Raw genomic sequence first — 23,022 nt, 5'->3', positions numbered from 1 at the left:
CGGCGCGGCGCCGACCTCAGGACGCGAGCGCGATGTCGCCGGCGTCGCCCGTGTCCTTCTGTTTCGCCTGGATGTAATCGTGAATGCCGGCGGCGGCGTCGCGGCCGTCGCGCACCGCCCAGACCACCAGAGAGGCCCCACGGACAATGTCGCCGGCGGCGAACACGCCGTCCATCTCGGTCATCAGGGTGTCGGAGTCCACCTTGACGGTCCCCCACTTGGTGACCGGCAGGTCGGGTTCGCCGAACAGGGCGGGCAGGTCCTCCGGCTCAAAACCGAGCGCGGAGATCACCATGTCGGCTGGTTCCTCGAACTGGCTGCCCTCGATCGGGACCGGGCTCTGGCGGCCGGTGGCGTCGGGCACGCCGAGGTACATACGTACCGTGCGCACAGCGGAGACCTGTCCGCCCTGGTCAAGAACAGCCTCCGGCGCGGTCAGCCAGACGAACTCCACGCCTTCCTCGATGGCGTTGGCTACCTCGCGCTGCGAGCCCGGCATGTTGGCGCGGTCGCGGCGGTAGAGGCACTTGACCGACGTCGCACCCTGACGGATGGCGGTGCGCAGGCAGTCCATGGCGGTGTCGCCGCCACCGATGACCACCACCTTCTTGCCTTCGGCGTTCAGGAGGCCGCTTTCGAACTCCGGGACCGTGTCGCCCAGATTGCAGCGGTTGGAGGCGGTCAGGTACGCCAGCGCCGGCAGCACCTGGGGCAGGCCGGCCCCCGGCACGCCCAGTCCCCGGGCCTTGTATACACCGGTGGCGATCAGAACGGCGTCGTGGCGTTGGCGCAGGTCGGTCAGGGAGATGTCTCGGCCGACCTCGACATTCACTTTGATCTCGACGCCGGAGTCGACGAGCCAATGGGTGCGCCGCTCGACCACGTGCTTGTCCAGCTTGAAGCCGGGAATGCCGTAGATCAGCAGGCCCCCGGCACGGTCGTGACGGTCATACAGCGTCACCTTGTAGCCGTGCTTGCGCAACTGCTCCGCCGCCGCCATGCCGCCGGGGCCGGCGCCGATGATGCCCACCGACTGATCCCGTTCCCGCAGCGGCTGCACGGGCTTGACCCAGCCGTTGTCCCAGGCGGTGTCGGTGATGTACTTTTCCACCGCGCCGATGGTCACGGTGCCGTGGCGCGACTGCTCCAGCACGCAGGAGCCTTCGCACAGCCGGTCCTGGGGGCAGATGCGGCCGCAGATCTCGGGCATGGTGTTGGTCGCCGAGGAGACAGCATAGGCCTCCTCCAGACGGCCTTGGGCGGTCAGCAACAGCCAGTCGGGGATGTTGTTCTGAAGCGGGCAGTGGACCTGACAGAACGGAATGCCGCACTGTTCGCAGCGCGCGGCCTGATCGGACGCCGGCTCGGGCGCGTAAGCGGTGTAGATCTCGGCGAAATCGTCGCGCCGCTCGTCGGCGCCGCGTTTTTCCGGGGTCTTCCCGTCCAGGCGGGTGAACTGCATCATCTTCCGCGTCATCGCGGCCCTCCCTCAGCACACACGGTCCCCAGCGGCGCGGGACGGGCCCGCCGCGAAACCGGGTCCCCCAGATACGACCGACAGAGCCGAACCACAAGGAAAAACGTCATATAGGACAATATGACTGACCTATAATTCTTAAGTGAACCGGCAAGATCCCAAACGGAGCCGTGTGGTCGGGTATTCACGCCGAGATTTCTGTCAGCAATGTTGACCCGACGTGCCCTGGGTTGTGGTGGTCCCTCCGTATTCTCCGCTCATTTTGTGGGTGGGCCAGCGGTGGGGCTTTCTGCTATAAAGCTCCCACATCATCTTGTGGATAGCGCCGTGGCCCCACTACAGATCGTCGTCCTCGCCCTGGTTCAGGGTATCACGGAGTTTCTGCCCGTCAGTTCCTCGGGACATCTGGCGCTGGTTCCGCTGTTGACCGAGTGGCCGGACCAGGGCCTGAAGATCGACGTGGCGGTGCATGTCGGCACGTTGCTGGCCGTGATGCTGTACTTCTGGCGCGACCTCGGCCTGATGCTCGGCGGCGCGGGTCGGCTCGTGGTCGGGCAGGGCGGCCCCGGCGCCCGCTTGGTATGGCACCTCATCCTGGCCACCATCCCCGTTGTCATCGCCGGATTCCTGATGAAGGATCTGATCGAGTCCGGGTTGCGCAGCCTGGAGGTGATCGCCTGGGCCACCCTCGGCTTCGGCATCCTGCTGGGGCTGGCCGACCGCGTGGGCATGACCGTGCGCCGGGTCGAGCACATGACCTGGGGCGGCGCCCTGTTCCTGGGGCTGGCGCAGGTGCTGGCGCTGATCCCCGGCACCAGTCGTTCCGGCATCACCATGACGGCGGCCCGTTTCCTGGGCTACGAGCGGCCGGAGGCGGCGCGCTTTTCCATGCTGATGTCGATTCCGACCATCATGGCGGCCGGAGTCCTGCTGGGGCTGGACCTCTACCGGCTCGACGACTGGACCATCACCCGCGATGCTCTGATCGCCGCTTTCCTCGCCTTTCTCTCAGCGCTGCTGGCGGTGGCCGTCATGATGGCCTGGCTGCGCCGGGCCGGCTTCATGCCGTTCGTGGCCTACCGCGTGCTGCTGGGCCTGGGTTTGCTGGCGCTGGCCTATGGGGTGGTGGAGGTCTGAGCCACGGGCTCCGGGGCCGGCCGACCGACGAGGAAGCCCTGCACGAAATCGGCGCCGTGCTCTCGCACCCAGGCGAGATCCTCGGGCTGTTCCAGGCCCTCCGCGACGGTTCGGATGTCCAGATCGCGGGCCAACGCGAACAGGTGCCGGACCACGGCGGCCTGTTCCGGATGACCGCTGACGCCGTCGATCAGCGAGCGGTCGAGCTTGATGAAGTCTGGCTTCAGCCGGGCCACCAGGCCGAGACAGGAATAACCGCCGCCGAGATCGTCCAGGGCCACTTTGAAGCCGGCCTCGCGGTAGAACCGCAGAACATTCGCCAGATGGTCCGGGTCGCCGATGTGTTCCGTCTCGATCACCTCGAACACCACCCGACTCCGCTCCAGACCGGCCTCTTCCACGGCCTGAACGGTGGTGCGCAGACAGTATTCCGGATCATAGACTGCCGCCGGCGTGAAGTTGATGAAGATGTGGCCCGCCACCCGATGCGCCGCCGCGTTCCGCACCGATGTCGTGCGCGCCATCCGGTCCAAGGTGAAGACCAGATCCGCGCGCTCGGCAATGTCGTATATCTGCCCCGGAGGCACCAGCGCGCCGTCAGCTCCTTGTCCGCGCAACAGGCATTCATGGGCAAATATGCGGCCCGGATCGTCTGCGTGAACGATCGGCTGGAAGTGGGTGACGATGCGCCCGTCACGCATCAGGTCCAGAAGCCAGCCGCCCTGCGCCCGCGCGATGACCGCCTCCAGCGTCTCGACCCGGCCCAGGTCCTCGATGCCGGGATCGCGGCCCGCCGGAACGAACAGCGCGCGGCTGTCATGCGCCTCGGCCCGGGTCACCGCGAGCGACAGCACCTCCGCGAGCGCGTCCCGGTTCCCTTGGGGCAGGTCCAGGATGACCGTGCCGCGTTCGCCTTCCGACGTGACCGGCCAGCCGGCCTGGGCCAGTGTCCGGACCAGTTTGGCCCGCGTGTGCCCCAGCGGCGGCCACACGAAAAGCCGGCCTTCCTCGTCACTCCGGGCCGGAACAACACCGCAGCGCGGACAGTCCGTTTCCACCATTCCCGTGACCCTGATGTGGCCGCACACGCTCACTGGAAATGGGACGGGCATTCACACTGCCCGTCCCATCCGATGGCGCGCAAGGCGAACCGGCGCCCCACACCGGCGGTGTTATTGCGCCGGAGACGGCAACCGCCCCTCGATATCGCCGAAGTAACGGAAGAACTCGCTGTCCGGCGACAGCACAAACGACGTCTCTCCGTTCGGCAGCGCTTTCCGGTACGCCTCCATCGACCGGTAGAAGGCGAAGAACTCCGGATCGCGGCCGAACGATTCCGCGTAGATGCGAATCGCCTCGGCGTCACCCTGACCTCGGGTCGCCTGGGCCCGGTTCTCCGCCTCCGCCACGATCACCGTCTTCTCGCGGTCGGCCCGCGCCCGGATCTGCTGCGCGAGCTCGCGGCCCTGGGCGCGGGCCTCGCGGGCCTCACGCTCACGCTCGGACCGGATACGGTCGTAGATGGCCTGACTGGTCTGCGTCGGCAGGTCGGCCCGGCGGATGCGCACGTCGGTGATGGTGATGCCCAGTTCGGCCGCTTCCTTGTCCACCTGATCGCGGATCTGGGTCATCAAATCGGCTCGCGCCTCAGACAGCAACTGCGTCAGGTTGACGTTACCGAGCACCCGGCGCAGCGTCGAGATGATGATGTCCGATAGCCGGGAGCGGGCCTGCGCCTCGGTGGTGACCGCCTGGTAGAACAGGATCGGGTCGGCGATGCGCCAGCGGGTGTAGGTGTCCACCACCACGCGCTTCTGGTCCGCCAGGATCAGTTCCTCGCCCGGCGGGTTCAGGCCCAGCACGCGCTTGTCGTAGACGACGAGGTTCTGGACGAAGGGGATCTTGAAGTTCAGGCCCTGCTCGTACTCCTGGTCCTCGAGTTCCCCGCTTTCGGTGGTGACGATATCGTTGAGCACGCGTTTCGGATCGCCGAACTGCATGACGATAACCTGTTCGGTCTCGCGCACGATGAACAGCGCGCCGGAGGCGATGATGGCGCCCGCCACCACCACCACGGCCAGAAGGATCAACAGAATCTTGTTCATTGGGTCTGGCCTCCACGCTGCTCGGGACGTCCGTCCTGCTCAAGACGATTGCGCAGTTCGGGCAGCGGCAGGTAGGGCACCACGCCGGAGCCCCCCTCGGTCCCAATGATGACCTTGTTCACGTTGGACAGCACCTCCTCCATCGTCTCCAGGTAGATGCGCTTGACCGTCACGTCCTTGGCCGCGCTGTAGGCCTGATAGACGGAATCAAAGCGGGCCGCGTCACCCTCGGCGCGATTGACGATCTCCTCGCGGTACGCCTCGGCCTCCTGCGTCAACTGCTCGGCCTGACCGCGCGCCTGGGGAATGATCGAGTTGCGGTAGGCTTCGGCCTCGTTGCGCAGACGCTCGCGGTCGGCGCGGGCGCGCTGCACGTCGTTGAAGGCGTCCACCACCTCGGCCGGCGGGTCCACCTTCAGAAGCTGAACGCGCCGGATCTGAATGCCGGCCTCGTAGTCGTCGAGCAACTGCTGAAGTGTTTCCTTGGTCTTGTCCTCGACCTGCTGGCGGCCCTCGGTCAGCGCCACCTGGATCGGCGTCTGGCCGATGACCTCGCGCATGGCGCTTTCGGCGGCCAGTTGCACGGCCTCCCCCGGATCCCGGAGGTTGAAGAGGAAGTCGGCGGCGTCGTCGATGACCCAGACCACGCTGAAATCGATATCGATGATGTTCTCGTCCCCGGTCAGCATCAGGCTTTCCTCAAGGACGTCGCGGCGGGCGTCCGGGTTGTCGCCGATCTGACGGAAGCCGATGACGATCCGATTCTCGCGGGTGACCTTCGGGGTCAGCACCGTCTCGATCGGGTAGGGCAGGTGATAGTGCAGGCCCGGCGGCGTGCTGGCCACGTAGTCGCCGAAGCGCAGGACCACCCCCTGTTCGTCCACCTGCACCCGGTAGAACCCGGTCAGGCCCCAGATCGCCAGCAGGGCGACCACAAGCAGGCCGACGGCTTTGGGTCCCAAGTTTTTGGGCAGCATGGTGCGCAGCCGATCCTGACCTCGGCGCAACATGTCCTCCAGATCGGGGGGCGGGTTGCGCGGGCCGCCGCCCATGCCGCCACCACCGCCGCCGCCCCAGGGACCACCGCCCCCGTTGCCGCCGCCGCCCCCACCCCAGGGGCCGCCACCTCCGCCTTGCGGATTCCATGCCATTGACGATGATCCTTCCGCTGAATACCTCCGGTCGTGCATTTTGACCGGTCTCTGGGTTCGGGCCGGCCGCTGGAACCGACCATCGAGTCGGGTCCCGGTATAGGATACCCGGCCCCACACGGCAACGGCGCATCGGGCTTGCCGGCGCCGCCAACGCCCCCCGGATATCGGACAGACACAAGGAGTTTTCAAGCATGGCAGACCCACGCCGGGACGATGTGGTTTCCACCCTGAAGGGACTCACCGATCCCAAGACCGGCCGAGACCCCGTGTCCCTGGGGTGGGTCGCGGGCGTTTCCGTTCAGGACGGCCGCGTGACCGTGGCCCTGGAGGTCCCGGCCGATCTGGGGCCGCAGCTTGAGCCCCTGCGCGACGAGGCGGAGCGCCGCATTCTGGCGTTGGACGGGGTCAAGGCCGCCACGGTGGTCCTGACCGCGCAGCGGCAGGCGGGCGAGCCCGCCGCGGCGCCAGCGGCCCCGGCCGCGCCCAACCGTCCGCCTCAGGGTGGAGGCCGTCCGCCTTCCATCGCGCCGCCGGGCGTGCGGCATATCATTGCCGTCGCCTCCGGCAAGGGCGGCGTGGGCAAGTCGACCACCGCCGCCAATCTGGCCCTTGCCCTGGCCGGGCGCGGGCTGCGGGTGGGGGTGTTCGACGCCGACATCTACGGCCCCTCCATGCCGCGCATGCTGGGTCTGGCCGGCCGCCGCCCGGAGGTGGAGGGCGACCGCATCCAGCCGCTGGAGAACCACGGGCTGCGGATCATGTCCATCGGCTTCATGGTCAACGAGGAGGACCCGGTGGTCTGGCGCGGCCCCATGGTCATGGGCGCGCTGGAACAGTTGCTGCGCGACGTGGACTGGGGCGAGTTGGACGTGATGGTCGTGGACATGCCGCCGGGCACCGGCGACACGCAACTGACCATGAGCCAGCGGGTGTCTCTGGCCGGCGCGGTCATCGTCTCGACGCCGCAGGACATCGCCCTGCTGGACGCGCGCAAGGGGCTGGCGATGTTCCGCCATGTCAACGTGCCGGTCATGGGGATCGTCGAGAACATGAGCTACTACGTCTGTCCCAACTGCGGTCACCGCGAGGAGGTGTTCGCGCACGGTGGAGCGCGGCGCGCGGCGGAGGAGTTGGGCTGCCCCTTCCTGGGGGACGTGCCGCTGGACATCCGCATCCGCGAGACCTCGGACGCGGGAACCCCCATCGTGGCCGCTGAGCCCGACAGCCCCCACGCCGCCGCTTATCGGAGCATCGCCGAACGGATCGCTGAACAGCTTGAGGTCGCCGACGCGGCGTCGGCGCCCAAACCGAACATCCGCTTCACGTAGGTCCGTGGGACTGTGATACGGACCCCGGGTGATTGGTGCGGGCCGTGGCGTGTCAAGACATGGCCCCGCCAGCCTCGGGAGCTCCTTCGACCCGGGCGCCGTCCCGATGGGACGGCGGGTCGGGCGCGGGAAGAGGTTGATTTGAGTTCAAGACGGTAACTTCATCCCGAGACGGCCGGAGGGCCATCCGGTCCGATGGGGCCGTCAAAGGGTCTCCCACGCGAACGCGCCTGACCATCACCCGGGGGCGGCGACGGACCGGGACCCAACCCTCCGGAATCCGTGTCGGGTGCCATCGACCTCGCCGAAAATAGGCCGTTCCGCGCGGTTGAATCCGCCCCGGCGCCGACCCATACTCTGGCTCGCGACGGCCATGCGGGCCGCGCCTGTTTTCTCTTTTCCGGAATCCGACAGACCCATGCAGGTTACCATCAATGGCGAGTCCCGCCCGATTGACCACCCCATGTCCCTGGATGCGCTGCTGACGACGCTGGGGCTCGACGCCCGCAAGGTGGCGGTGGAGCGCAACCGCGAGATCGTGCCGCGCGGCCAGTACGGCGAAACCAGTGTCGCGGATGGCGACGCGCTGGAGATCGTCCACTTCATCGGCGGCGGCGCGCCCGACACCACGGCGGCGGCCGTCGCCGACGACGAGGGCTTCACGGTGGCCGGGCGGACCTTCCGCTCCCGCCTGCTGGTGGGAACCGGCAAGTACAAGGACTTTGAGGAGACGGCCCGCGCCCTGGAGGCGTCCGGCGCCGAGATCGTCACCGTGGCCGTCCGCCGGGTGAACGTCTCCGACCCCACCCAGCCCATGCTGATGGATTACGTGGACCCCAAGGTCTACACCTACCTGCCGAACACCGCTGGCTGCTTCACCGCCGACGATGCAGTGCGCACGCTGCGTCTGGCGCGCGAGGCTGGTGGATGGGACCTGGTCAAGCTGGAGGTGCTGGGCGACCAGAAGACGCTCTATCCGGACATGCCGGAGACCTTCAAGGCGGCCGAAGCCCTGATCAAGGACGGCTTCAAGGTCATGGTCTACTGCAACGACGACCCCATCGCCGCCAAGCGGCTGGAGGACATGGGGTGCGAGGCCATCATGCCCCTGGGCTCCATGATTGGCTCCGGCCTGGGCGTCATCAACCCGGTCAACATCCGCCTCATCAAGGAAACCGTCTCGGTCCCCGTGCTGGTGGATGCCGGGGTCGGCTGTGCGTCCGACGTCGCGGTGGCGATGGAACTGGGCGTGGACGGTGTGCTGCTCAACACCGCCATTGCCGGGGCCAAGGACCCCATCATGATGGCCCGGGCGATGAAGCTGGCGGTGGAGGCCGGGCGGCTGTCCTATCTGGCCGGCCGCATGCCCAAGAAGCGCTACGCCGATCCCAGTTCACCGCTGGCCGGGCTGATCTGATACCCTGACCGCTTGATGGGTTCGCGTGCGTCGGCCACCTTGTCGTAGCCTTTGCCGTAGGTTGGGGTGAGGTGCGAGGCACCGAACCCCAACGGAGCCGGCCCACAGATCCGAATGATGTTGGGGTTCGCTCCGCTCACCCCAACCTACGAACCTATTCGCCGGATTGCGAACGATTACACCGGTTCCGGATGACGGGTCCGGAATCGTCGGTCGGGGTCACTGCCCGGGGATCACGTTGCCGTCCGCATCGACGCTGAACCCGGGGCGGATCCCCTCGGCGCCAAGGCTGCCGGGGGGCGGTCCCCAGGGTAGGCGCGGCAATCGCGCCACCGGGACGGGACCCGCCCACAGGGCGCTGTCGCGCACGATCAGCGGGATTTCCAGGACCGGCGTTCCGGTCGCGTCGGGACGCGCCATCCCGCCCAGCAGGACCCGGGCCATGGTGGCGTCCCGGCCGCGCAGTACGCGCTGGTCTTCCAGCATGTTGATCGCTTTGGTGAAGCCGGCCATGCGCGCGTTGAGGGTGCCTTCCGGCTGCAACGCCGTGTCCAGCCCCAGCGCGCCGGCGGCGTCAAGCCGCATGGGCGGCCACGTCAGCGACAATTGATCGAGCCGCAACCGGCCGTCCGCGTCCCGCCATTCCGTTAGGGCCCTTTCTAGCGGCAGGTCATGCGATATCTTGCCCAGAACGGCGGCCTCCAGCCGCGCCTCGCTGATCTCGGAGCCCAGCGGCATGGACATGCCAGCCTCCGCGCGCAGTCCCGTCAGGGTCAGGGACACCGTCTCCGTCACATCGAACGGACCGGGGTCCCATAGCTGCTCATGCTCGTACGTGAGATCGAGGCGCTCCAGAGCAGCACCGTCCCCGGCGTCCTGTTTCAGGGTCAGGTCCGAAAGCGCCATCGAGCCGTCGCGCGGGCGACCGCTGCCCGACACGCCAACCGTAACCCGTGCCTCGGCGGCCCTTGCGGTCCATGTCGTTCCGTCGGCCAGGGCGATCCGGTGCGGAGCGGGTGCCAGGTCAAAGGTCGTGGTTCTCGGCTGCAGGGGCGAGATGGACACCACGATCTGATCGGTGCGCCACGTCCACCCCCCCCGTTCCGGCGTGGCCGACACCGAGAGATTGTCCACGATCGCCTCGACCTTCAGCGGGAATCCCTGAACATCGGCCGCGCCATGGGTGATGATGATCCCCTCGGCCCGCTGCTGGGCGATGATGTCATCAATGGCACTCTCGAAGGTCATGCCCAGAAAGGTCCAGTAGGCGACATAGCCCATCGCCATCAGGCCGATCAGCACGGTCCAGCCGATGATCGGGGTGGCGCGGCGGCGGGGCTTCTTCTTCGGGGCGCGTTTCGGCTTGGATCCGTGTCCCGCGGCGGCGGACTTTTTCGCCGAAGCCTCCGACCGCGCGTCGGGATCTCCGGCGTCGTCATCGGATCGGTTGGCGGTCGGGCGGTCGGAGGGGCGGCGGCTCATGGCGGCTCCTCTGGAGCGGGGAACGGTGTCAGGCGATGCTGACTCCACTATAGACACGGCAGGCCGTGCCGCGCCACCGTCCACCCGGACAGAGAAGGGCGCGCATCGCGGCGCCCGACCTCGACGAAAAGGGGGACCGGACATGCAGGACACCGCGCCGACCGCGCCCGCCCCGCCGACGTGGGGGCTCGAGCCCGAGGCGGGCGAACGCTGGGTGTTCGGGTATGGGTCGCTGATGTGGCACCCCGGGTTTCCGCACCGTGAACGCCGTCCGGCCCTGCTGCGCGGCTATCACCGCGACATGTGTATTCTCTCGCTACGCTATCGCGGAACCCCGGAGTGCCCCGGACTGGTGTTGGGCCTGCGCGGGCGCGGCTCCTGCCGGGGCATCGCCTACTGTGTCGCGCCGGAGGACTGGCCGGAGGTGCGGACCTATCTTCACGAGCGCGAAATGACCACCTACGCCTATATCCCGCGTCGGGTTCCCGCCACCCTGGACGACGGCCGGCGGGTGTCCTGCCATACGTTCGTCGCCGACCCCGGTCACCGGCAGTACGCCGGCCACCTCAGCCCGGGTGAGCGTGTGCGCCTGATCCGTCAGGGGGTGGGGCCGCGCGGGACGGCGCGGGACTATCTGGCCAGCACGGTGGCGCACCTGGATGACCTGGGCATCCGCGACGGCCACATGCACGCGCTGCTCGACGCGGTGGACACGGCCGAACCGGTGCTCCCGTGACCCCGTCCGGGTCAGATCCGGATCACCAGACGCTGCCCACGAGCACCAGTCCCAGCGAACAACTCGCGACGAGGGCGACCTGCACGCGACCGGTGCGCGCCAGCACGGCGTTGTAGCCGACGGAGGAGTCGGCGGTTCTCAGCGCGCGCCACACGCGCCACGCCAGCGGCGCGCAGATCAGGCCGAGCACGGCCCCGCGCAGGGCCGGGTCCAGGGCCGCCAGCGCCACCAACCCCGCGAGGGCGGCGGCCAGCAGAAGGCCGTGCGCGGTCACGGCCCGGTCCCGCCCCATCAGGATGGCCAAGGTGCGCCGCCCGGCGCGGGCATCGCCCACGCGGTCGCGCGTGTTGTTGACCATCAGCACGGCCGCCGCCGGCAGGCCGACGATCAGCCCCAGCAGCAACGCCGCCCCGCTGACCGTGCCCGCGTGCAGGTAGACCACGCCGCCCACGGCGATGACGCCGAAAAACAGCACCACCAGCAGCTCGCCCCAGGGTCCGCGCGAGATCGGCCACGGCCCGGCGGAGTAGGCGTAACCCGCCAGCACGGACACGGCGCCGATCAGGGCGATGGGCCAGCCGCCCACCACCACCAGCCAGCCGCCGCACAGCACCGACAGGGCGAAGGCCGCGTGCGCGGCCCACAGGACTTGGTTGGGCGTCATCCAGCCGCGCTCGGTGACGCGCACCGGCCCCAGTCGGCCCTCGTCGTCGGTGTGGTTCAGGGTGTCGGCGGCGTCGTTGTGCAGATTGGTGCCGACCTGAATGGCCAGGGCGGACAGCGCGGCGGCGATCAGGACGTCCAGGCGGATCTGTCCGTGCGCGACCCAGCTCAGCACCGTGCCGGCGATCACGGGTGACAGCGACAGCGGCAGGGTATGGGGGCGGATGGCGTGCCACGCGATGACCGACCAGGGCGGGCGCTCGGGCGACGAAGACGGCGGACTCACTGGCGGACTCACTGGCGGACTCACTGGGGGCCTCACGGGGTTGCCGCCGGGCGGCGGCCGCCATGGATTGCGGCGATGCCGAAGAACTGGTTGCGGTAGAAGACGTCGGTGAATCCGGCCTGCCGCATCCAGTCCGCAAGCGTCTTCTGGTCCGGAAACGCTTGGATCGACCGCACCAGATAGCGATAGGCGTCCGGCTGCCCGGACACGGCGGCGCCCAGGCGGGGAATCCCGTGCTCCTGCCACAGCCCGTAGGCCGGCGCGATCAACGGTGCCGGCTGGGAGAACTCAAGGCATAGCATCAGGCCACCCGGCGCCAGAACCCGCGCCATCTCGGCCAGCGCGCGTTGCCGGTCCTGGATGTTGCGCAGGCCGAAGCCGATGGTCACCAGATCGAACGTGCCATCGGCGAAGGGCAACGTTTCGCCGTCGCCGCACACCCAGCGCAGGCGCGGGCCGGCGCGGCGGTTGCGGCCCTTGGACATCATGCCCTCGGAGGGATCGCAGACCACCACCGCCCAGCCGGACGCCGCCAGGGCGTTGCCGATATCGCCGGTGCCGCCGGCCAGATCCAGCGCCAGACCGCGCCCGCGCGGACGGCCCGCCAGGCGGCGCAGTCGGCGCTTCCACAGTCGGTGTATGCCGCCGCTCATCAGGTCGTTGAGCAGATCGTAGCGGGGCGCGACCACGTCGAACATGGCGCGGATGCGACGTGGATCCTGGGGATGCGCGGTCTCCGCGCCGTTCCCGGTGGATCCGGGGCTCTGGTCCGTCACCTGTGATTCCCTCATGACAACGCCGTTTCCCCCCGGCTGGACGTGCGCCGCGACAGCGCGGCGACCCGGCGTCCGATGGCGGTCATGGCGCCGCGCATCAGCCCCGGATAGACCCGCTCGAACACCGCGCCGGCCATCCGATCCACAAGACCGTATTCCGCCTTCAGATGCAGTCGAGTGCGGTCGTTGGGGCGTTCCTCGAAGCGCCAGATCTGACTGAGCACCTGGAATGGCCGCTCGTGCGAGACGATGTCGATCCGTTCCGGTTCCGTGAACCGCGCCCGGCTCAGGAACGTGACCGTCAACCCGGCCATGCCCACCGTCTGGCGCACCCGCAGCGCGTCATCCTCCCACCCCTCGGTGCGCACGCGCTTGAAACCGGGCATGAACTCAGGATAGCGCGCGACATCCGCGATGGCTTCATACACCGCCGGACGCGGGTACGGCAGATCACGCTGCAGCGAAAGGGTCGGCATGGTCCGGATGCGTGCTCCCGGTGCGGGGTCTCGAACGGTCCCTCTGGTTAGTCCGCCTCCGGACGCGGGTCAAGCGGAGCCGTCGTTGTCCCTGATCGCCCGCGTCGTTCGGACGCATACAGACCCACCGCGAGCCAGATCAGCCCGAAGCTGGCCGCGTGACCAAGCGTAAAGGTCTCGCCGTACACGATCACGGCCATCAGAAATTGCAGCGTCGGGTTGATGTATTGCAGCATGCCCAGGGTGCCGAGCGTCAGTCGCCGGGCGCCCAAGGCGAAAAGCAACAGCGGGATCGCCGTCGCCGGACCGGCGAACACCAGCACCGCCATGTCCAGGCCGGCTCCGTAAGGCATGACGCCGGTTCCCGTCCAGGCCAGCCAGCCCAGGTACGCCGCCGCCAAAGGCCCCATCATCAGGACCTCCAGCGTGAACCCGACCAGGGACTCGGCCGGCGCGATCTTCCGGAGCAGGCCGTACAGGCCGAAGGAACTGGCCAGAACTAGGGCGATCCAGGGCAGGCGGCCCAGCCCCACCAGCATCACCAGCACGCCCAGAACCGCCAGTCCGACCGCCACCCACTGCCGTCGGCTCGGTCGTTCGCCCAGGAAGACGAAACCCAGCAGCAGCGTGGCCAGCGGGAAGATGTAATACCCCATGCTGGCGTCAAGCTTGTGACCGCCACCGGCGGCAAAGATGAAGGTGAGCCAGTTGATCGAGATGGCCAGAGAACTGGCGGCGAAGACCAGCAGGTCGCGCGGCCGGCGCAGAATGGCCAGCAGGGCGCGGGTCTGCCGGAAGGCGATGACCAGCGGCAGCGCGAACACCAACGCCCAGACGATGCGGTGGGCCATGACCTCCAGCGGCGTGACATGGCCGAGCACATGATACAGGATGGGCGACAGGCCCCAGAACACATAGGCGCCGACGGCCGCCGTCAGGCCGGCGCGGTGGCGCCGGGCGGCCTCATCGAGCGTGCCAGGCGACGCCGGAACGGGACCGGCGGGGGCCGGAGGTCTCACGCGGACGGATCCTTATCCAGAAAAGGGGTCGGCGCCGGGCCGACGCCGGGGTGGCGGGGGGCGCGGATGGTAGCACCGCGCGGCGGGCAAGCCGAAGACTTTGATGGCGGCAGACACCGAAGCCCCATGGCCCGTCAGAATGCGCTATGCTGGCGTGATGTCCGAACCGTCGCGACACCCGACCATGACCGAACCGCCGACCCTTCTGCTCCTGACCCCTTCGGAGGATCAGGTCGAGGCCGCCGCTCCGCTGCGCGCGGCCCGACCGGACGCGGCCATCGTTCCGGTGTGCGATCTCGCCGCCCTGCGCGCGGCGGTTCAGGCGCGGCCCGGCGCGCGGTTGGTGTCGGTGTGCTCGCCGGTGATCGTGCCGGCGGACGTTCTGGCGGGGCTGTCCGGCCCGGCCTACAACCTGCACCCGGGGCCGCCCGACTATCCCGGCCTGTTCCCGGCCGTATTCGCGCTGTACGACGGCGCGACGTCGTTCGGTGTGACCCTGCACGAGATGGCGCCGGAGGTGGACTCAGGCGCCATCGTCGCGGCCAACACCGTGGACATCGCGCTGGACATGGGTCGGCTGGCGCTGGAGGCGCTGAGCTGGCGGCTGGCCCTTCACCTGCTGGAGGGCATGGCGCCGGCCCTGACAGACTTGTCTCGGCCCCTGCCTGTGCTTGACCTGTCGTGGTCGGGTCCGGCGCGACGCCGGGCCGATTTCGAGGCTTTGTGCCGTTTGCCCGCCGATGTGGATGAGGCGGAGTTCCGGCGCCGCCTGCGCGCGGTCGGCGAGGGGCCTCACCACGCCCTGCGCCTGACCGCGTTCGGCCGCTGGTTTCGCCTGGAACCGGAGCACCCGGACGCACCGGTCCTCAAGGGTGGCCGAACAATGGACGGCTGCGCGCCGCTCCGGTGATATCCGAAAGCGGGTCGCCGGACAGGTGTCCCGGGCCACATCTTTCCCAGCGATGTGAACGGATCGCTTGCAGACTGCAAACCGTATCGTTGATACTTGATGCTGACGCACGCGAATTGTCCGGTAATCCGGGGCCGGCCTTGTCGATTGCGTCAGGACGGGCCATACAAATTACAAACAACTGAACACAACAATAAAGAAACGAAGACCCAGGGGGAGAGAGGATGTCCGTACCCGAAGGCATGCTTGTCGAACGCTTGCCCATCGCCATGTTCGTGATCGACCGGGCCCACCGGGTGGTTCAGTGGAACGCGGCGTGCGAGGCCATGACCGGCGTGCTGGCCTCGGACATCCTCGACACCAGCGACCATTGGAAAGCGTTTTATCCCCAGGAGCGCCCTTTGATGGCGGACCTTGTCGTCGCATCCGCCACGGACGATCAGATCTCCGGTCTTTACGGAGACGCCTGGAGCCGTTGCGGCGACGACGGATCCATCCAGGCCAATGCCTTCTGCGCGGCCCTGCCTGGCGGCGGACGCTGGCTGGCGGCGATCGCGACCCCTCTGCGGGCCTTCGACGGCAGCGTCATCGGTGCTGTGCAGACCTGCCTGGACATTACAGAACGCAAGAAATCGGACATGGATCGGCTCGCCGGCCAGCGACTTCTGACGGAGATCATCGAAGGCAATCCGGTCCCCACGTTCGTCATCGACGCCGAGCATCGCGTCACGCACTGGAACCGCGCGTGCGAGATCATCATGGGGATTCCGGCCGACACCATGATCGGCACGCGCGATCAATGGCGGGCGTTCTATCCCAAGGTCCGGCCCGTGATGGCCGACCTGATTCTCGATCAGGCCCGGCTGAGCGAATACGAACGCTACTACGGCGCCTACAAGCCGTCGTCCTTTGTCGAGGGCGCCTATGAGGCGGAGGGGTTCTTTCCCCATTTCCCTGGAGGTGGGCGCTGGCTGTTCTTCACGGCGGCGCCGCTGCGCGGCCTGGACGGAGAGATCATCGGGGCCATTGAGACGCTTCAGGATACCACGGAACGCAAGCGGGCGGAGGAAGCCTACGCCGAAAGCCAGCGCTTGGTGGCGGAAGAGAAATACAGGACCCTTTTCAATGAGATGATCAACGCCCTGGTCCTGCTCGAAACCGTGTTCGGTGACCACGGCCAGGCGAGCGATTTCCGGTACCTGATCATCAATCCGGCGTTTGAGGAGATGACGGGGCTGGAAAGCGACACCGTCCTTGGCCGTACCTTCAAGGAGGTCAATTCGCCCGGCATCGTGCACAAGGTCTTTGACCGGCTGGCATGCGTCGCCGACACCGGCATTCCGGATTCGTTCGAGGTTGATGTGCCCGTCTCCGGCCGGCACTTCGACGTGCGCGCGTTTCGGCCGGTGGAGGGGCAACTGGCGGTGACGTTCCAGGACGTCAGCGGTCGCAAGCAGGCCGAGGTCCGACTGCAGCTGCTGGCCAGTGTCTTCGAACACACCCAGGAAGGCATCGTCATCACCGACCCGAATAGCACGATCCTGGAGGTCAATGATTCCTTCGTGCGCATCACCGGCTATTCTCGCGCGGAGCTGATCGGAAAGACGCCGCGGATCCTGCAATCCGGCCAGCATGGGCCGGAGTTCTACAACGCGATGTGGATGGCCCTGCTCGAGGAAGGACTGTGGCGCGGGGAAATCTGGAACCGACGCAAGAGCGGCGACGTGTATCCGGAGCACCTGACCATTTCGGCGGTGCTGGACGGCCATGGCCAACCTTCGCATTATGTCGGGGTCGTCGTGGACATCACCGCCATCAAGCGACACGAGGCTGAACTCGACCGCATTGCCCACTATGATTCGCTGACCGGCCTGCCGAACCGGGTGTTGCTCAATGACCGCCTGCAGCAGGCCGTCGCCAAGGCCCGGCGGGACCGCACACTGCTGGCCGTGTGCTTCCTGGATGTCGACGGCTTCAAGCCGGTCAACGACACCCTGGGCCACGGTGCTGGGGACATGCTGTTGATCGAACTGGCGGATCGGTTCCGGGGCGCGTTGCGCGGCAACGATACGGTGGCGCGGCTGGGCGGGGACGAATTCATCATCCTGCTCGCCGATCTGGAGGATCAAACCGCCTGCACCCACACCCTGCAAAGGCTTCTGGCCACGGTGAGCCGACCCTTCGAAATTGACGGTCACAGCGTGTCGGTTACCGCAAGCATCGGGGTGACGCTGTTCCCGCTGCGGGCAAACGATACCGATACGCTGGTGCGCCAAGCCGATCAGGCGATGTACAAATCGAAGCAGATGGGGAAGAACACTTACTTCTTCTATGATGACAACCAGGATACCGTCATCATAGAACAGCAAAAGATGATAAAGCGGCTTGAGCAAGCGCTATCGGACAATGAGCTTGTCCTCCACTACCAACCCAAGGTGAACATGAGAACGGGCCGGATTGTGGGGACAGAGGCGCTGATCCGCTGGCACCATCCCGAACGCGGCTTGGTGCCTCCCGGCGAGTTCCTGCCGATCATTGAGGACAACGAGATGATCGTGGCCCTTGGCGAGTGGGTCATTGCAGAAGCATTGCGCCAATTCGACACATGGGAGCAACAGGGGTTCCGCCTGCCGATCAGCGTCAACATTTCCGTGCGCCACCTCCAGACCGCGAGCTTCGTCGAGCGCCTGGAAGCTCAGTTGCGACAAGCTGGCCGATTGAAACAGGACGTTCTGGAAATCGAGATTACCGAGACCGCCGCCATCAACGACCTCAGGCACGTCACCAAGCTGATCGAGTCCTGTCGCGCGCTTGGCGTTCACTCGGCCCTGGACGACTTCGGAACCGGCTACTCTTCTCTCACCTATCTGAAGCTGTTGCCCGTCCATACGCTGAAAATCGACAAGTCGTTCATCCTCGACATGGCGCGGGATGCCGAGGACCACGCCATCGTCTCCGGTGTCATCGGACTGGCGAAGGCCTTCGACCTGACCGTGATCGCCGAGGGGGTGGAGACCACGCAGCATGGCGTTCTGCTGCTGGGTCTGGGGTGCGAGTTGGGTCAGGGGTACGGTATCGCGCCGCCGATGTCGGCGGATCGGTTCGTGGAGTGGGCGCGGCACTGGCGGCCGGACCCCCTATGGGCCAGAGTCCCGTTCGGCGAGCGCGGCCCAAAGCCGCCGCACTTCGGCGATGCGGCTTCTCCGTCCCGCGGGCCTGGTGACCGGAAGTAACGGCGGGATACCCTGCCGTTCTCGCATCGGTGGTGTCGGTCGCGATTACTTCGCCTCGGTTTCCTGGGTGATCGGTCCGTCCGCGCGGCCGTGCACGAACTGATCGACATGGGCGTTGTCGCTGTCGAACACGCCCTTGGCCGGCCCCACCCAGATCAGGCGCCCCCGGTACAGCATCGCGATGCGGTCGCCGATCTTGGTGGCGCTGGCCATGTCGTGGGTGATCGACAGGGCGGTGGCGCCCAGGGTCTTGGTGGTGGCCACGATCAAGTCGTTGATGACGTCGGCCATGATGGGATCAAGGCCCGTGGTCGGCTCGTCGAAAAAGACGATGTCGGGCCGCGTGGCGATGGCCCGGGCGAGACCGACGCGCTTCTGCATGCCGCCGGACAACTCGGCCGGGTAAAGATCGGCGACCCTGGGGAGCAATCCCACTTGGTCCAGGCACTCCATGGCCCGGGCGCGCGCCTCCGTCCGGCCGGCGCGGCGCCCCTGAATCAGGCCGAAGGCCACGTTTTCCCAGACCGGCAGGCTGTCGAACAGCGCCGCGCCCTGGAACAACATGCCGATGTGGGCGGTGATTCGGTCGCGCGCCCGTCCGGTCAACCCCACGGTCTCCTCGCCGTCGATGGCGATGGATCCGGCATCCGGTCTGAGCAGGCCCAGAATGCACTTCAGCAACACGGACTTGCCGCTTCCCGATCCGCCGATCACCACCAGGGATTCCCCAGGCGTCACGTCCAGATCGATCCCGTCCAGCACCACGTTGGCGCCGAAGCGCTTCTGAACGCCGCGTAGGCTGATCTTGGAGGGGGCGCTGTCCGGATGCGGGGCCATGGCGTTTCCGTTGTCTTATACGGTTTGCGGTGAAATCGTTCGCACCTATAGGGCGGTTGGCCGAAGGACAGCCGCCGCCAAGCCACGGGGGGCGGGTGCCCTTCGGTCACCCGCCCTACACTCGATCATCCACACATCGAACCAATCATCCGGTTTTCGTCTTACTGGGCGAAGAACAGCTCGGTGATGACGTAGTTCAGGATCAGGATCAGGATCGAGGCGGAGACGACGGCATTGGTGGTCGCGGCGCCGACACCTTGGGCGCCGCCCCGGGAATAGTATCCGTGATAGCAGCCCATGAGGGCGATCACGAACCCGAACACCGCCGCCTTGATCAGCCCGGAGACGACGTCAATCACCTCCAGGAACTCGACCGTGCGCTCGATGTAGACCGCCGGGTTGAAGCCCAGCTTGGTGGTGCCGATCAGGTAGCCGCCGAACACCCCGATGATGTCGCCCACCAGCACCAGCAGCGGCAGCATGGTGACCCCGGCGATCAGGCGCGGCGCGACAAGGTACTTGAACGGATTGGTGGACAGGGTCGTCAGAGCGTCGATCTGCTCGGTCACCCGCATGGTGCCGATCTCGGCGGCCATGGCCGCGCCGATGCGTCCGGCCACCATCAGGCCGGCCAGCACCGGCCCCAACTCGCGGGTGATGGAGATGACCACCACCGTGGCCACCGCGCCCTCGGCGGAAAAGCGGGCGAAGCCGGTGTGGCTCTGCAACGCGAGGACCATGCCCGAGAAGATGGTCGTCAGGCCCACCACGGGAAGCGAATAATACCCGATCTCCACCATCTGGCGGCCGATCAGGCGCGGAAAATAGGGGGGGCGGACCATGTGGCCGAGCGACCGGCCGGTGAAGATGGCGAACCGGCCGACCTGCTGGACGAAGGCAAGGAAGACGCGCCCGACGATGGCCAGGAAGTTCACGGCGTCATGTCCTTTCGGTTCCTCCGTCCGGCGCGGTGCCCCCAATATGGCGGCGGGCGTACCGGGATCCGAGAGAGGTCAAAATCTCATACCCGATGGTTCCCACGCGGGCGGCCAGATCGTCAATGGGGTTCAGGGGACCGATCAGGTCGATGAGCGCTCCTGGCCTGACCGCATCGGGATGCGGCACGGCACTGACGTCGAACGTCACAAGATCCATCGAGACCCGCCCGATCAGCGGCACCGGCGTTTCCTCAAGGACCCCCATGATGCGGTCGCTGGCGGCACGCGGCAGCCCATCGGCATATCCGATCCCAACGGTCGCGATCCGGCGTCGCCCCGCGACCCAATGGGTCGCACCATAGCCAACGGTCGCCGGAGCGTCAACGTGGCGCACCTGAAGGATCCGACCCTGAAGGCGGACCACCGGTGCCATGGGATTGGGCCGGCCCGGAGCCGGATTGACGCCGTACAGCGCCACTCCGGGACGGGCCAGATCATGATGGGCCGCCGGCCCCAGAAAGATCCCGGACGAATTCGCCAGACTGCCCGGCACCCCCGGAAAGGCCGCGCGCGCGGCCTGGAAGGCCGAGACCTGACGGGCGTTCATGGCATGGCCCGGCATGTCGGCACAGGCTAGGTGACTCATGACCAGGACGGGCGCGAACGCCTCCAGCGGCCGGCGATCCTCCCGCAATGCCGCCAGCTCCGACGGCATCAGACCCAGCCGTTCCATGCCGGTATCGACATGGATCGCCGCCGGGGCACCCGGCGCGCGGGCGCGGGCGTGCGCGGCCCAGCGCTCGATCTGCTCGGCGCTGTTCAGGACCGGGATCAGCCCGGCGGCGGTGAGATCGGCCTCGCAGCCCGGGATCGGGCCGGACAGCACGAACACGCGGCACCCCGGCGGCAGCGTTGGTGCGACCCGAAGGCCTTCCTCCATCTGCGCGACGAAGAACGTGCGGCATCCGGCGCCATACAGGGCGCGGGCCACGGGGATGTCGCCCAGGCCGTAGCCATTGGCCTTGATCACCCCGGCGCATTCGGTTCCGGATCTCAGCCGATCCCGCAACCGGCGCCAGTTGCCTGCCAGCGCGTCCAGGTCGATGGTGAGAAGGCCCTGGGCGGCGGTCATCATCAGAACGCCGGTCCTTCGGGCGCGTCGTTGGTGTCCAGGTTGCCGAAACGGGTGTACGTGCCGTCGAAGAACAGCCGGACCGTGCCGATGGGGCCATGGCGTTGCTTGGCGACGATGACCTCGGCGACGTTGTGCGCCTTGTCGCAGCGTTCCAGCCATTTCTGGTGCCGCTCGGTGTACTTGTCGGCGTTTTCCTCGGCGCGCTGAGTGGGCTCGGCGCGCTCCAGGTAGTACTGCTCACGATACACGAACATGACCACGTCGGCGTCCTGTTCGATGGAGCCGGATTCGCGCAGGTCGGCCAGTTGGGGTCGCTTGTCCTCGCGCTGTTCGACCGCGCGCGACAACTGCGACAACGCGATGACCGGCACGTTCAGTTCCTTGGCCAGCGCCTTCAGCCCGCGCGTGATGGCCGAGACCTCCTGCACCCGGGAGTCGCTGTTGCCCATCTTGCCGGGGCTCATGAGCTGGAGATAGTCGACCACCACCAGCGCCAGGCCTTTCTGCCGTGCCAGCCGGCGGCACCGGGTGCGCATCGCGGAGACGGTCAGGGCCGGTGTGTCGTCGATGTGCAGGGGGATGCGATGCAGATCGGTGCTGGCCACCAAAAGGCGCTCAAAATCCTCGTTGGACAGCTCGCCGGTGCGGATTTTGTGCGACGACACCTCGACCCGCTCCGCCAGGATTCGGGTGGCGAGCTGTTCGGCGCTCATTTCCAGCGAGAAGAAGGCCACCGCCTTGCCCTGGGTCTCCGCGTCGGCCTCGTCGATGCAGTACTTGGCGGCGTTGAAGGCGATGTTGGTCGCCAGGGCCGTCTTGCCCATCGACGGGCGCCCCGCCAGGATCAGCATGTCGGAGGGATGCAGACCGCCCAGCTTGCGGTCCAGGTCGATCAGACCGGTGGTGATGCCGGCCAGCCGGCCCTCGCGCCGGTGCGCGGCTTCGGCCATGCCGATGGCGGAGATCAGCGCGGTCTTGAAGTCGCTCAGCCCGCCCTCGTACTGGCCGTGGGTGGCCAGATCGTACAGCCGCTGTTCGCCGGCCTCGATCAGGTCGGTAGCGCTGATGTCGATATCGTTGTCGTGCGCCTCGTTGACCATGTCGGACCCCAACCCGATGAGCTGGCGCCGCAGGAAATAGTCGTGGATCAGGCGGGCGTAGTCGTGCGCGTTGATGATCGTGACCACCGAGCCCATCAGCACGGCCAGATACCGTGCCCCGCCCAGGTCGGACAGTTCATCGGCCGACTCGACGAACGGCTTGACGGTCACCGGGTTGGCGACCTGGTTGCGCTCGATCAGGCGCTGGCAGACGTCATAGATCAGGCCGTGGCCGGGGTGTGTGAAGTGCTCGGCGCGCAGGAACTCGCCGGCCTTCTCCAGCACCTTGTTGTTCGAGAGAAGGGCGCCGAGGAACGCCTGCTCGGCCTCCAGGCTGGCGGGGGGCGGGCGAAAGCCGGGTGCCGTCTCGGTGTCGGAGGGGGCGTCGGCGTGGCTGCTGTCGGGGGCGAACGTGTCCATGCCTCAGCATACCGCAGCCGCCGCCCGGTGCCGATGCCTGGCATGCTGTGGATAGCGGGGATATCGGGGACAGTCCGTCCCGGACGCGGCGCGCTCAGGCGGTTTTGATGGTGGGCAGGTCGTCGAGACGTTGCCGGATCAGGCAGGTGACGACGCGTTCCGCCATGGTCACGGACGCCGAGGGGTGTCGCTCCAGGTAGGCGCCCACGGCGGCGCGCCACGCCCGGCGCTCTGACTCGCCGTGCCGAAGGGCCAGCTGATGAACACGGTAAACCAAGTCGTGATCGGATGAGGAACCATCATCGCCCGACTCAGCGTCACGGGACGCCCAGCTCACAGACTTGGAACCATACAGACCAAAGTCATTCGGCCGCATTCAAAACCTCCCACCCT

Annotated in this window: 20 protein-coding genes; 6 read left to right on the top strand and 14 right to left on the bottom strand. The window is 67.3% G+C overall.

Going from position 1 to position 23,022, the window contains the following annotated elements; all coding sequences use genetic code 11:
• Positions 1 to 16: 16 nt before the first annotated feature.
• Positions 17 to 1,477 carry an NAD(P)-dependent oxidoreductase gene (locus BLS85_RS13620; RefSeq protein WP_092787199.1) on the bottom strand — a complete coding sequence of 487 codons (1,461 nt, stop codon included), beginning with the start codon at positions 1,475 to 1,477 and terminating at the stop codon, positions 17 to 19.
• Between the two features lie 327 nt (positions 1,478 to 1,804).
• Between BLS85_RS13620 and BLS85_RS13615 the strand changes: the two genes are divergently transcribed.
• Complete coding sequence (locus tag BLS85_RS13615) at positions 1,805 to 2,614, top strand: undecaprenyl-diphosphate phosphatase (protein WP_092787197.1); 810 nt, start codon at positions 1,805 to 1,807, stop codon at positions 2,612 to 2,614.
• Here the strand turns inward: BLS85_RS13615 and BLS85_RS13610 are convergent.
• From BLS85_RS13610 to hflK, 3 genes are all read right to left on the bottom strand, one after another.
• The gene (locus tag BLS85_RS13610) at positions 2,593 to 3,675 is read right to left on the bottom strand and encodes an EAL domain-containing protein (RefSeq protein WP_092787195.1); all 1,083 of its coding nucleotides are present in this window, start codon (positions 3,673 to 3,675) and stop codon (positions 2,593 to 2,595) included. The genes BLS85_RS13615 and BLS85_RS13610 overlap by 22 nt on opposite strands.
• Before the next feature lie 111 nt (positions 3,676 to 3,786).
• Positions 3,787 to 4,719, bottom strand: coding sequence for a protease modulator HflC (gene hflC / locus BLS85_RS13605; RefSeq protein ID WP_092787193.1), 933 nt, complete (start codon positions 4,717 to 4,719; stop codon positions 3,787 to 3,789).
• The gene (hflK, locus tag BLS85_RS13600) at positions 4,716 to 5,870 is read right to left on the bottom strand and encodes an FtsH protease activity modulator HflK (RefSeq protein ID WP_092787191.1); all 1,155 of its coding nucleotides are present in this window, start codon (positions 5,868 to 5,870) and stop codon (positions 4,716 to 4,718) included. Before hflK ends, hflC begins: the two co-directional genes overlap by 4 nt.
• Before the next feature lie 194 nt (positions 5,871 to 6,064).
• On the opposite strand from hflK, the gene apbC reads away from it, so the two are divergent.
• Both apbC and thiS read left to right on the top strand, forming a co-directional pair.
• On the top strand, positions 6,065 to 7,201 hold the full coding sequence (apbC, locus tag BLS85_RS13595) for an iron-sulfur cluster carrier protein ApbC (protein WP_092787189.1): 1,137 nt from the start codon (positions 6,065 to 6,067) through the stop codon (positions 7,199 to 7,201).
• A 418-nt stretch (positions 7,202 to 7,619) separates the two neighbouring features.
• Entirely contained in the window at positions 7,620 to 8,618 is a 999-nt protein-coding gene (thiS, locus tag BLS85_RS13590; RefSeq protein ID WP_092787187.1) for a sulfur carrier protein ThiS, read from the top strand.
• Positions 8,619 to 8,837: 219 nt separating this feature from the next.
• On the opposite strand, the gene BLS85_RS13585 is transcribed toward thiS, so the two are convergent.
• Positions 8,838 to 10,100, bottom strand: a complete 1,263-nt coding sequence (locus BLS85_RS13585) for a DUF2125 domain-containing protein (protein WP_176793740.1) — start codon at positions 10,098 to 10,100, stop codon at positions 8,838 to 8,840.
• A 142-nt stretch (positions 10,101 to 10,242) separates the two neighbouring features.
• On the opposite strand from BLS85_RS13585, the gene BLS85_RS13580 reads away from it, so the two are divergent.
• The gene (locus BLS85_RS13580) at positions 10,243 to 10,836 is read left to right on the top strand and encodes a gamma-glutamylcyclotransferase (protein WP_092787183.1); all 594 of its coding nucleotides are present in this window, start codon (positions 10,243 to 10,245) and stop codon (positions 10,834 to 10,836) included.
• Positions 10,837 to 10,858: 22 nt separating this feature from the next.
• On the opposite strand, the gene menA is transcribed toward BLS85_RS13580, so the two are convergent.
• The 4 genes from menA to rarD are packed head-to-tail and all read right to left on the bottom strand — an operon-like array spanning position 10,859 to position 14,056.
• Positions 10,859 to 11,785 (bottom strand): 1,4-dihydroxy-2-naphthoate octaprenyltransferase, encoded by a 927-nt coding sequence (menA, locus tag BLS85_RS13575; protein WP_092787181.1) that lies wholly within the window; start codon positions 11,783 to 11,785, stop codon positions 10,859 to 10,861.
• 32 nt (positions 11,786 to 11,817) lie between these two features.
• Complete coding sequence (locus tag BLS85_RS13570) at positions 11,818 to 12,561, bottom strand: ubiquinone/menaquinone biosynthesis methyltransferase (RefSeq protein ID WP_245699231.1); 744 nt, start codon at positions 12,559 to 12,561, stop codon at positions 11,818 to 11,820.
• Between the two features lie 11 nt (positions 12,562 to 12,572).
• Complete coding sequence (locus tag BLS85_RS13565; protein WP_092787177.1) at positions 12,573 to 13,037, bottom strand: type II toxin-antitoxin system RatA family toxin; 465 nt, start codon at positions 13,035 to 13,037, stop codon at positions 12,573 to 12,575.
• Between the two features lie 47 nt (positions 13,038 to 13,084).
• On the bottom strand, positions 13,085 to 14,056 hold the full coding sequence (gene rarD, locus BLS85_RS13560) for an EamA family transporter RarD (RefSeq protein ID WP_218128428.1): 972 nt from the start codon (positions 14,054 to 14,056) through the stop codon (positions 13,085 to 13,087).
• 184 nt (positions 14,057 to 14,240) lie between these two features.
• On the opposite strand from rarD, the gene BLS85_RS13555 reads away from it, so the two are divergent.
• Together BLS85_RS13555 and BLS85_RS13550 are read left to right on the top strand one after the other, a co-directional pair.
• Positions 14,241 to 14,966, top strand: coding sequence for a formyltransferase family protein (locus BLS85_RS13555; RefSeq protein WP_176793738.1), 726 nt, complete (start codon positions 14,241 to 14,243; stop codon positions 14,964 to 14,966).
• Positions 14,967 to 15,190: 224 nt separating this feature from the next.
• Entirely contained in the window at positions 15,191 to 18,199 is a 3,009-nt protein-coding gene (locus BLS85_RS13550) for a bifunctional diguanylate cyclase/phosphodiesterase (protein ID WP_092787173.1), read from the top strand.
• A 45-nt stretch (positions 18,200 to 18,244) separates the two neighbouring features.
• Here BLS85_RS13550 and BLS85_RS13545 read toward each other — a convergent pair whose 3' ends face one another.
• From BLS85_RS13545 to BLS85_RS18775, 5 genes are all read right to left on the bottom strand, one after another.
• Entirely contained in the window at positions 18,245 to 19,036 is a 792-nt protein-coding gene (locus tag BLS85_RS13545) for an ABC transporter ATP-binding protein (RefSeq protein WP_092787171.1), read from the bottom strand.
• Between the two features lie 161 nt (positions 19,037 to 19,197).
• Entirely contained in the window at positions 19,198 to 19,971 is a 774-nt protein-coding gene (locus tag BLS85_RS13540; RefSeq protein ID WP_092787169.1) for an MlaE family ABC transporter permease, read from the bottom strand.
• Positions 19,972 to 19,975: 4 nt separating this feature from the next.
• Entirely contained in the window at positions 19,976 to 21,109 is a 1,134-nt protein-coding gene (gene alr / locus BLS85_RS13535) for an alanine racemase (RefSeq protein ID WP_092787167.1), read from the bottom strand.
• On the bottom strand, positions 21,109 to 22,629 hold the full coding sequence (locus BLS85_RS13530) for a replicative DNA helicase (RefSeq protein ID WP_092787165.1): 1,521 nt from the start codon (positions 22,627 to 22,629) through the stop codon (positions 21,109 to 21,111). The genes alr and BLS85_RS13530 overlap by 1 nt, the downstream gene beginning before the upstream one ends.
• A 94-nt stretch (positions 22,630 to 22,723) precedes the next feature.
• Complete coding sequence (locus tag BLS85_RS18775; RefSeq protein WP_143027195.1) at positions 22,724 to 22,906, bottom strand: hypothetical protein; 183 nt, start codon at positions 22,904 to 22,906, stop codon at positions 22,724 to 22,726.
• Positions 22,907 to 23,022: the final 116 nt, after the last annotated feature.

This window comes from Rhodospira trueperi (assembly GCF_900101965.1).
In the GTDB taxonomy this organism is placed as follows: Bacteria; Pseudomonadota; Alphaproteobacteria; order Rhodospirillales; family Rhodospirillaceae; genus Rhodospira; species Rhodospira trueperi.
The sequence above is the reverse complement of the archived record's forward strand: the minus strand, read 5'-3'. Positions and strand labels throughout refer to the sequence as shown.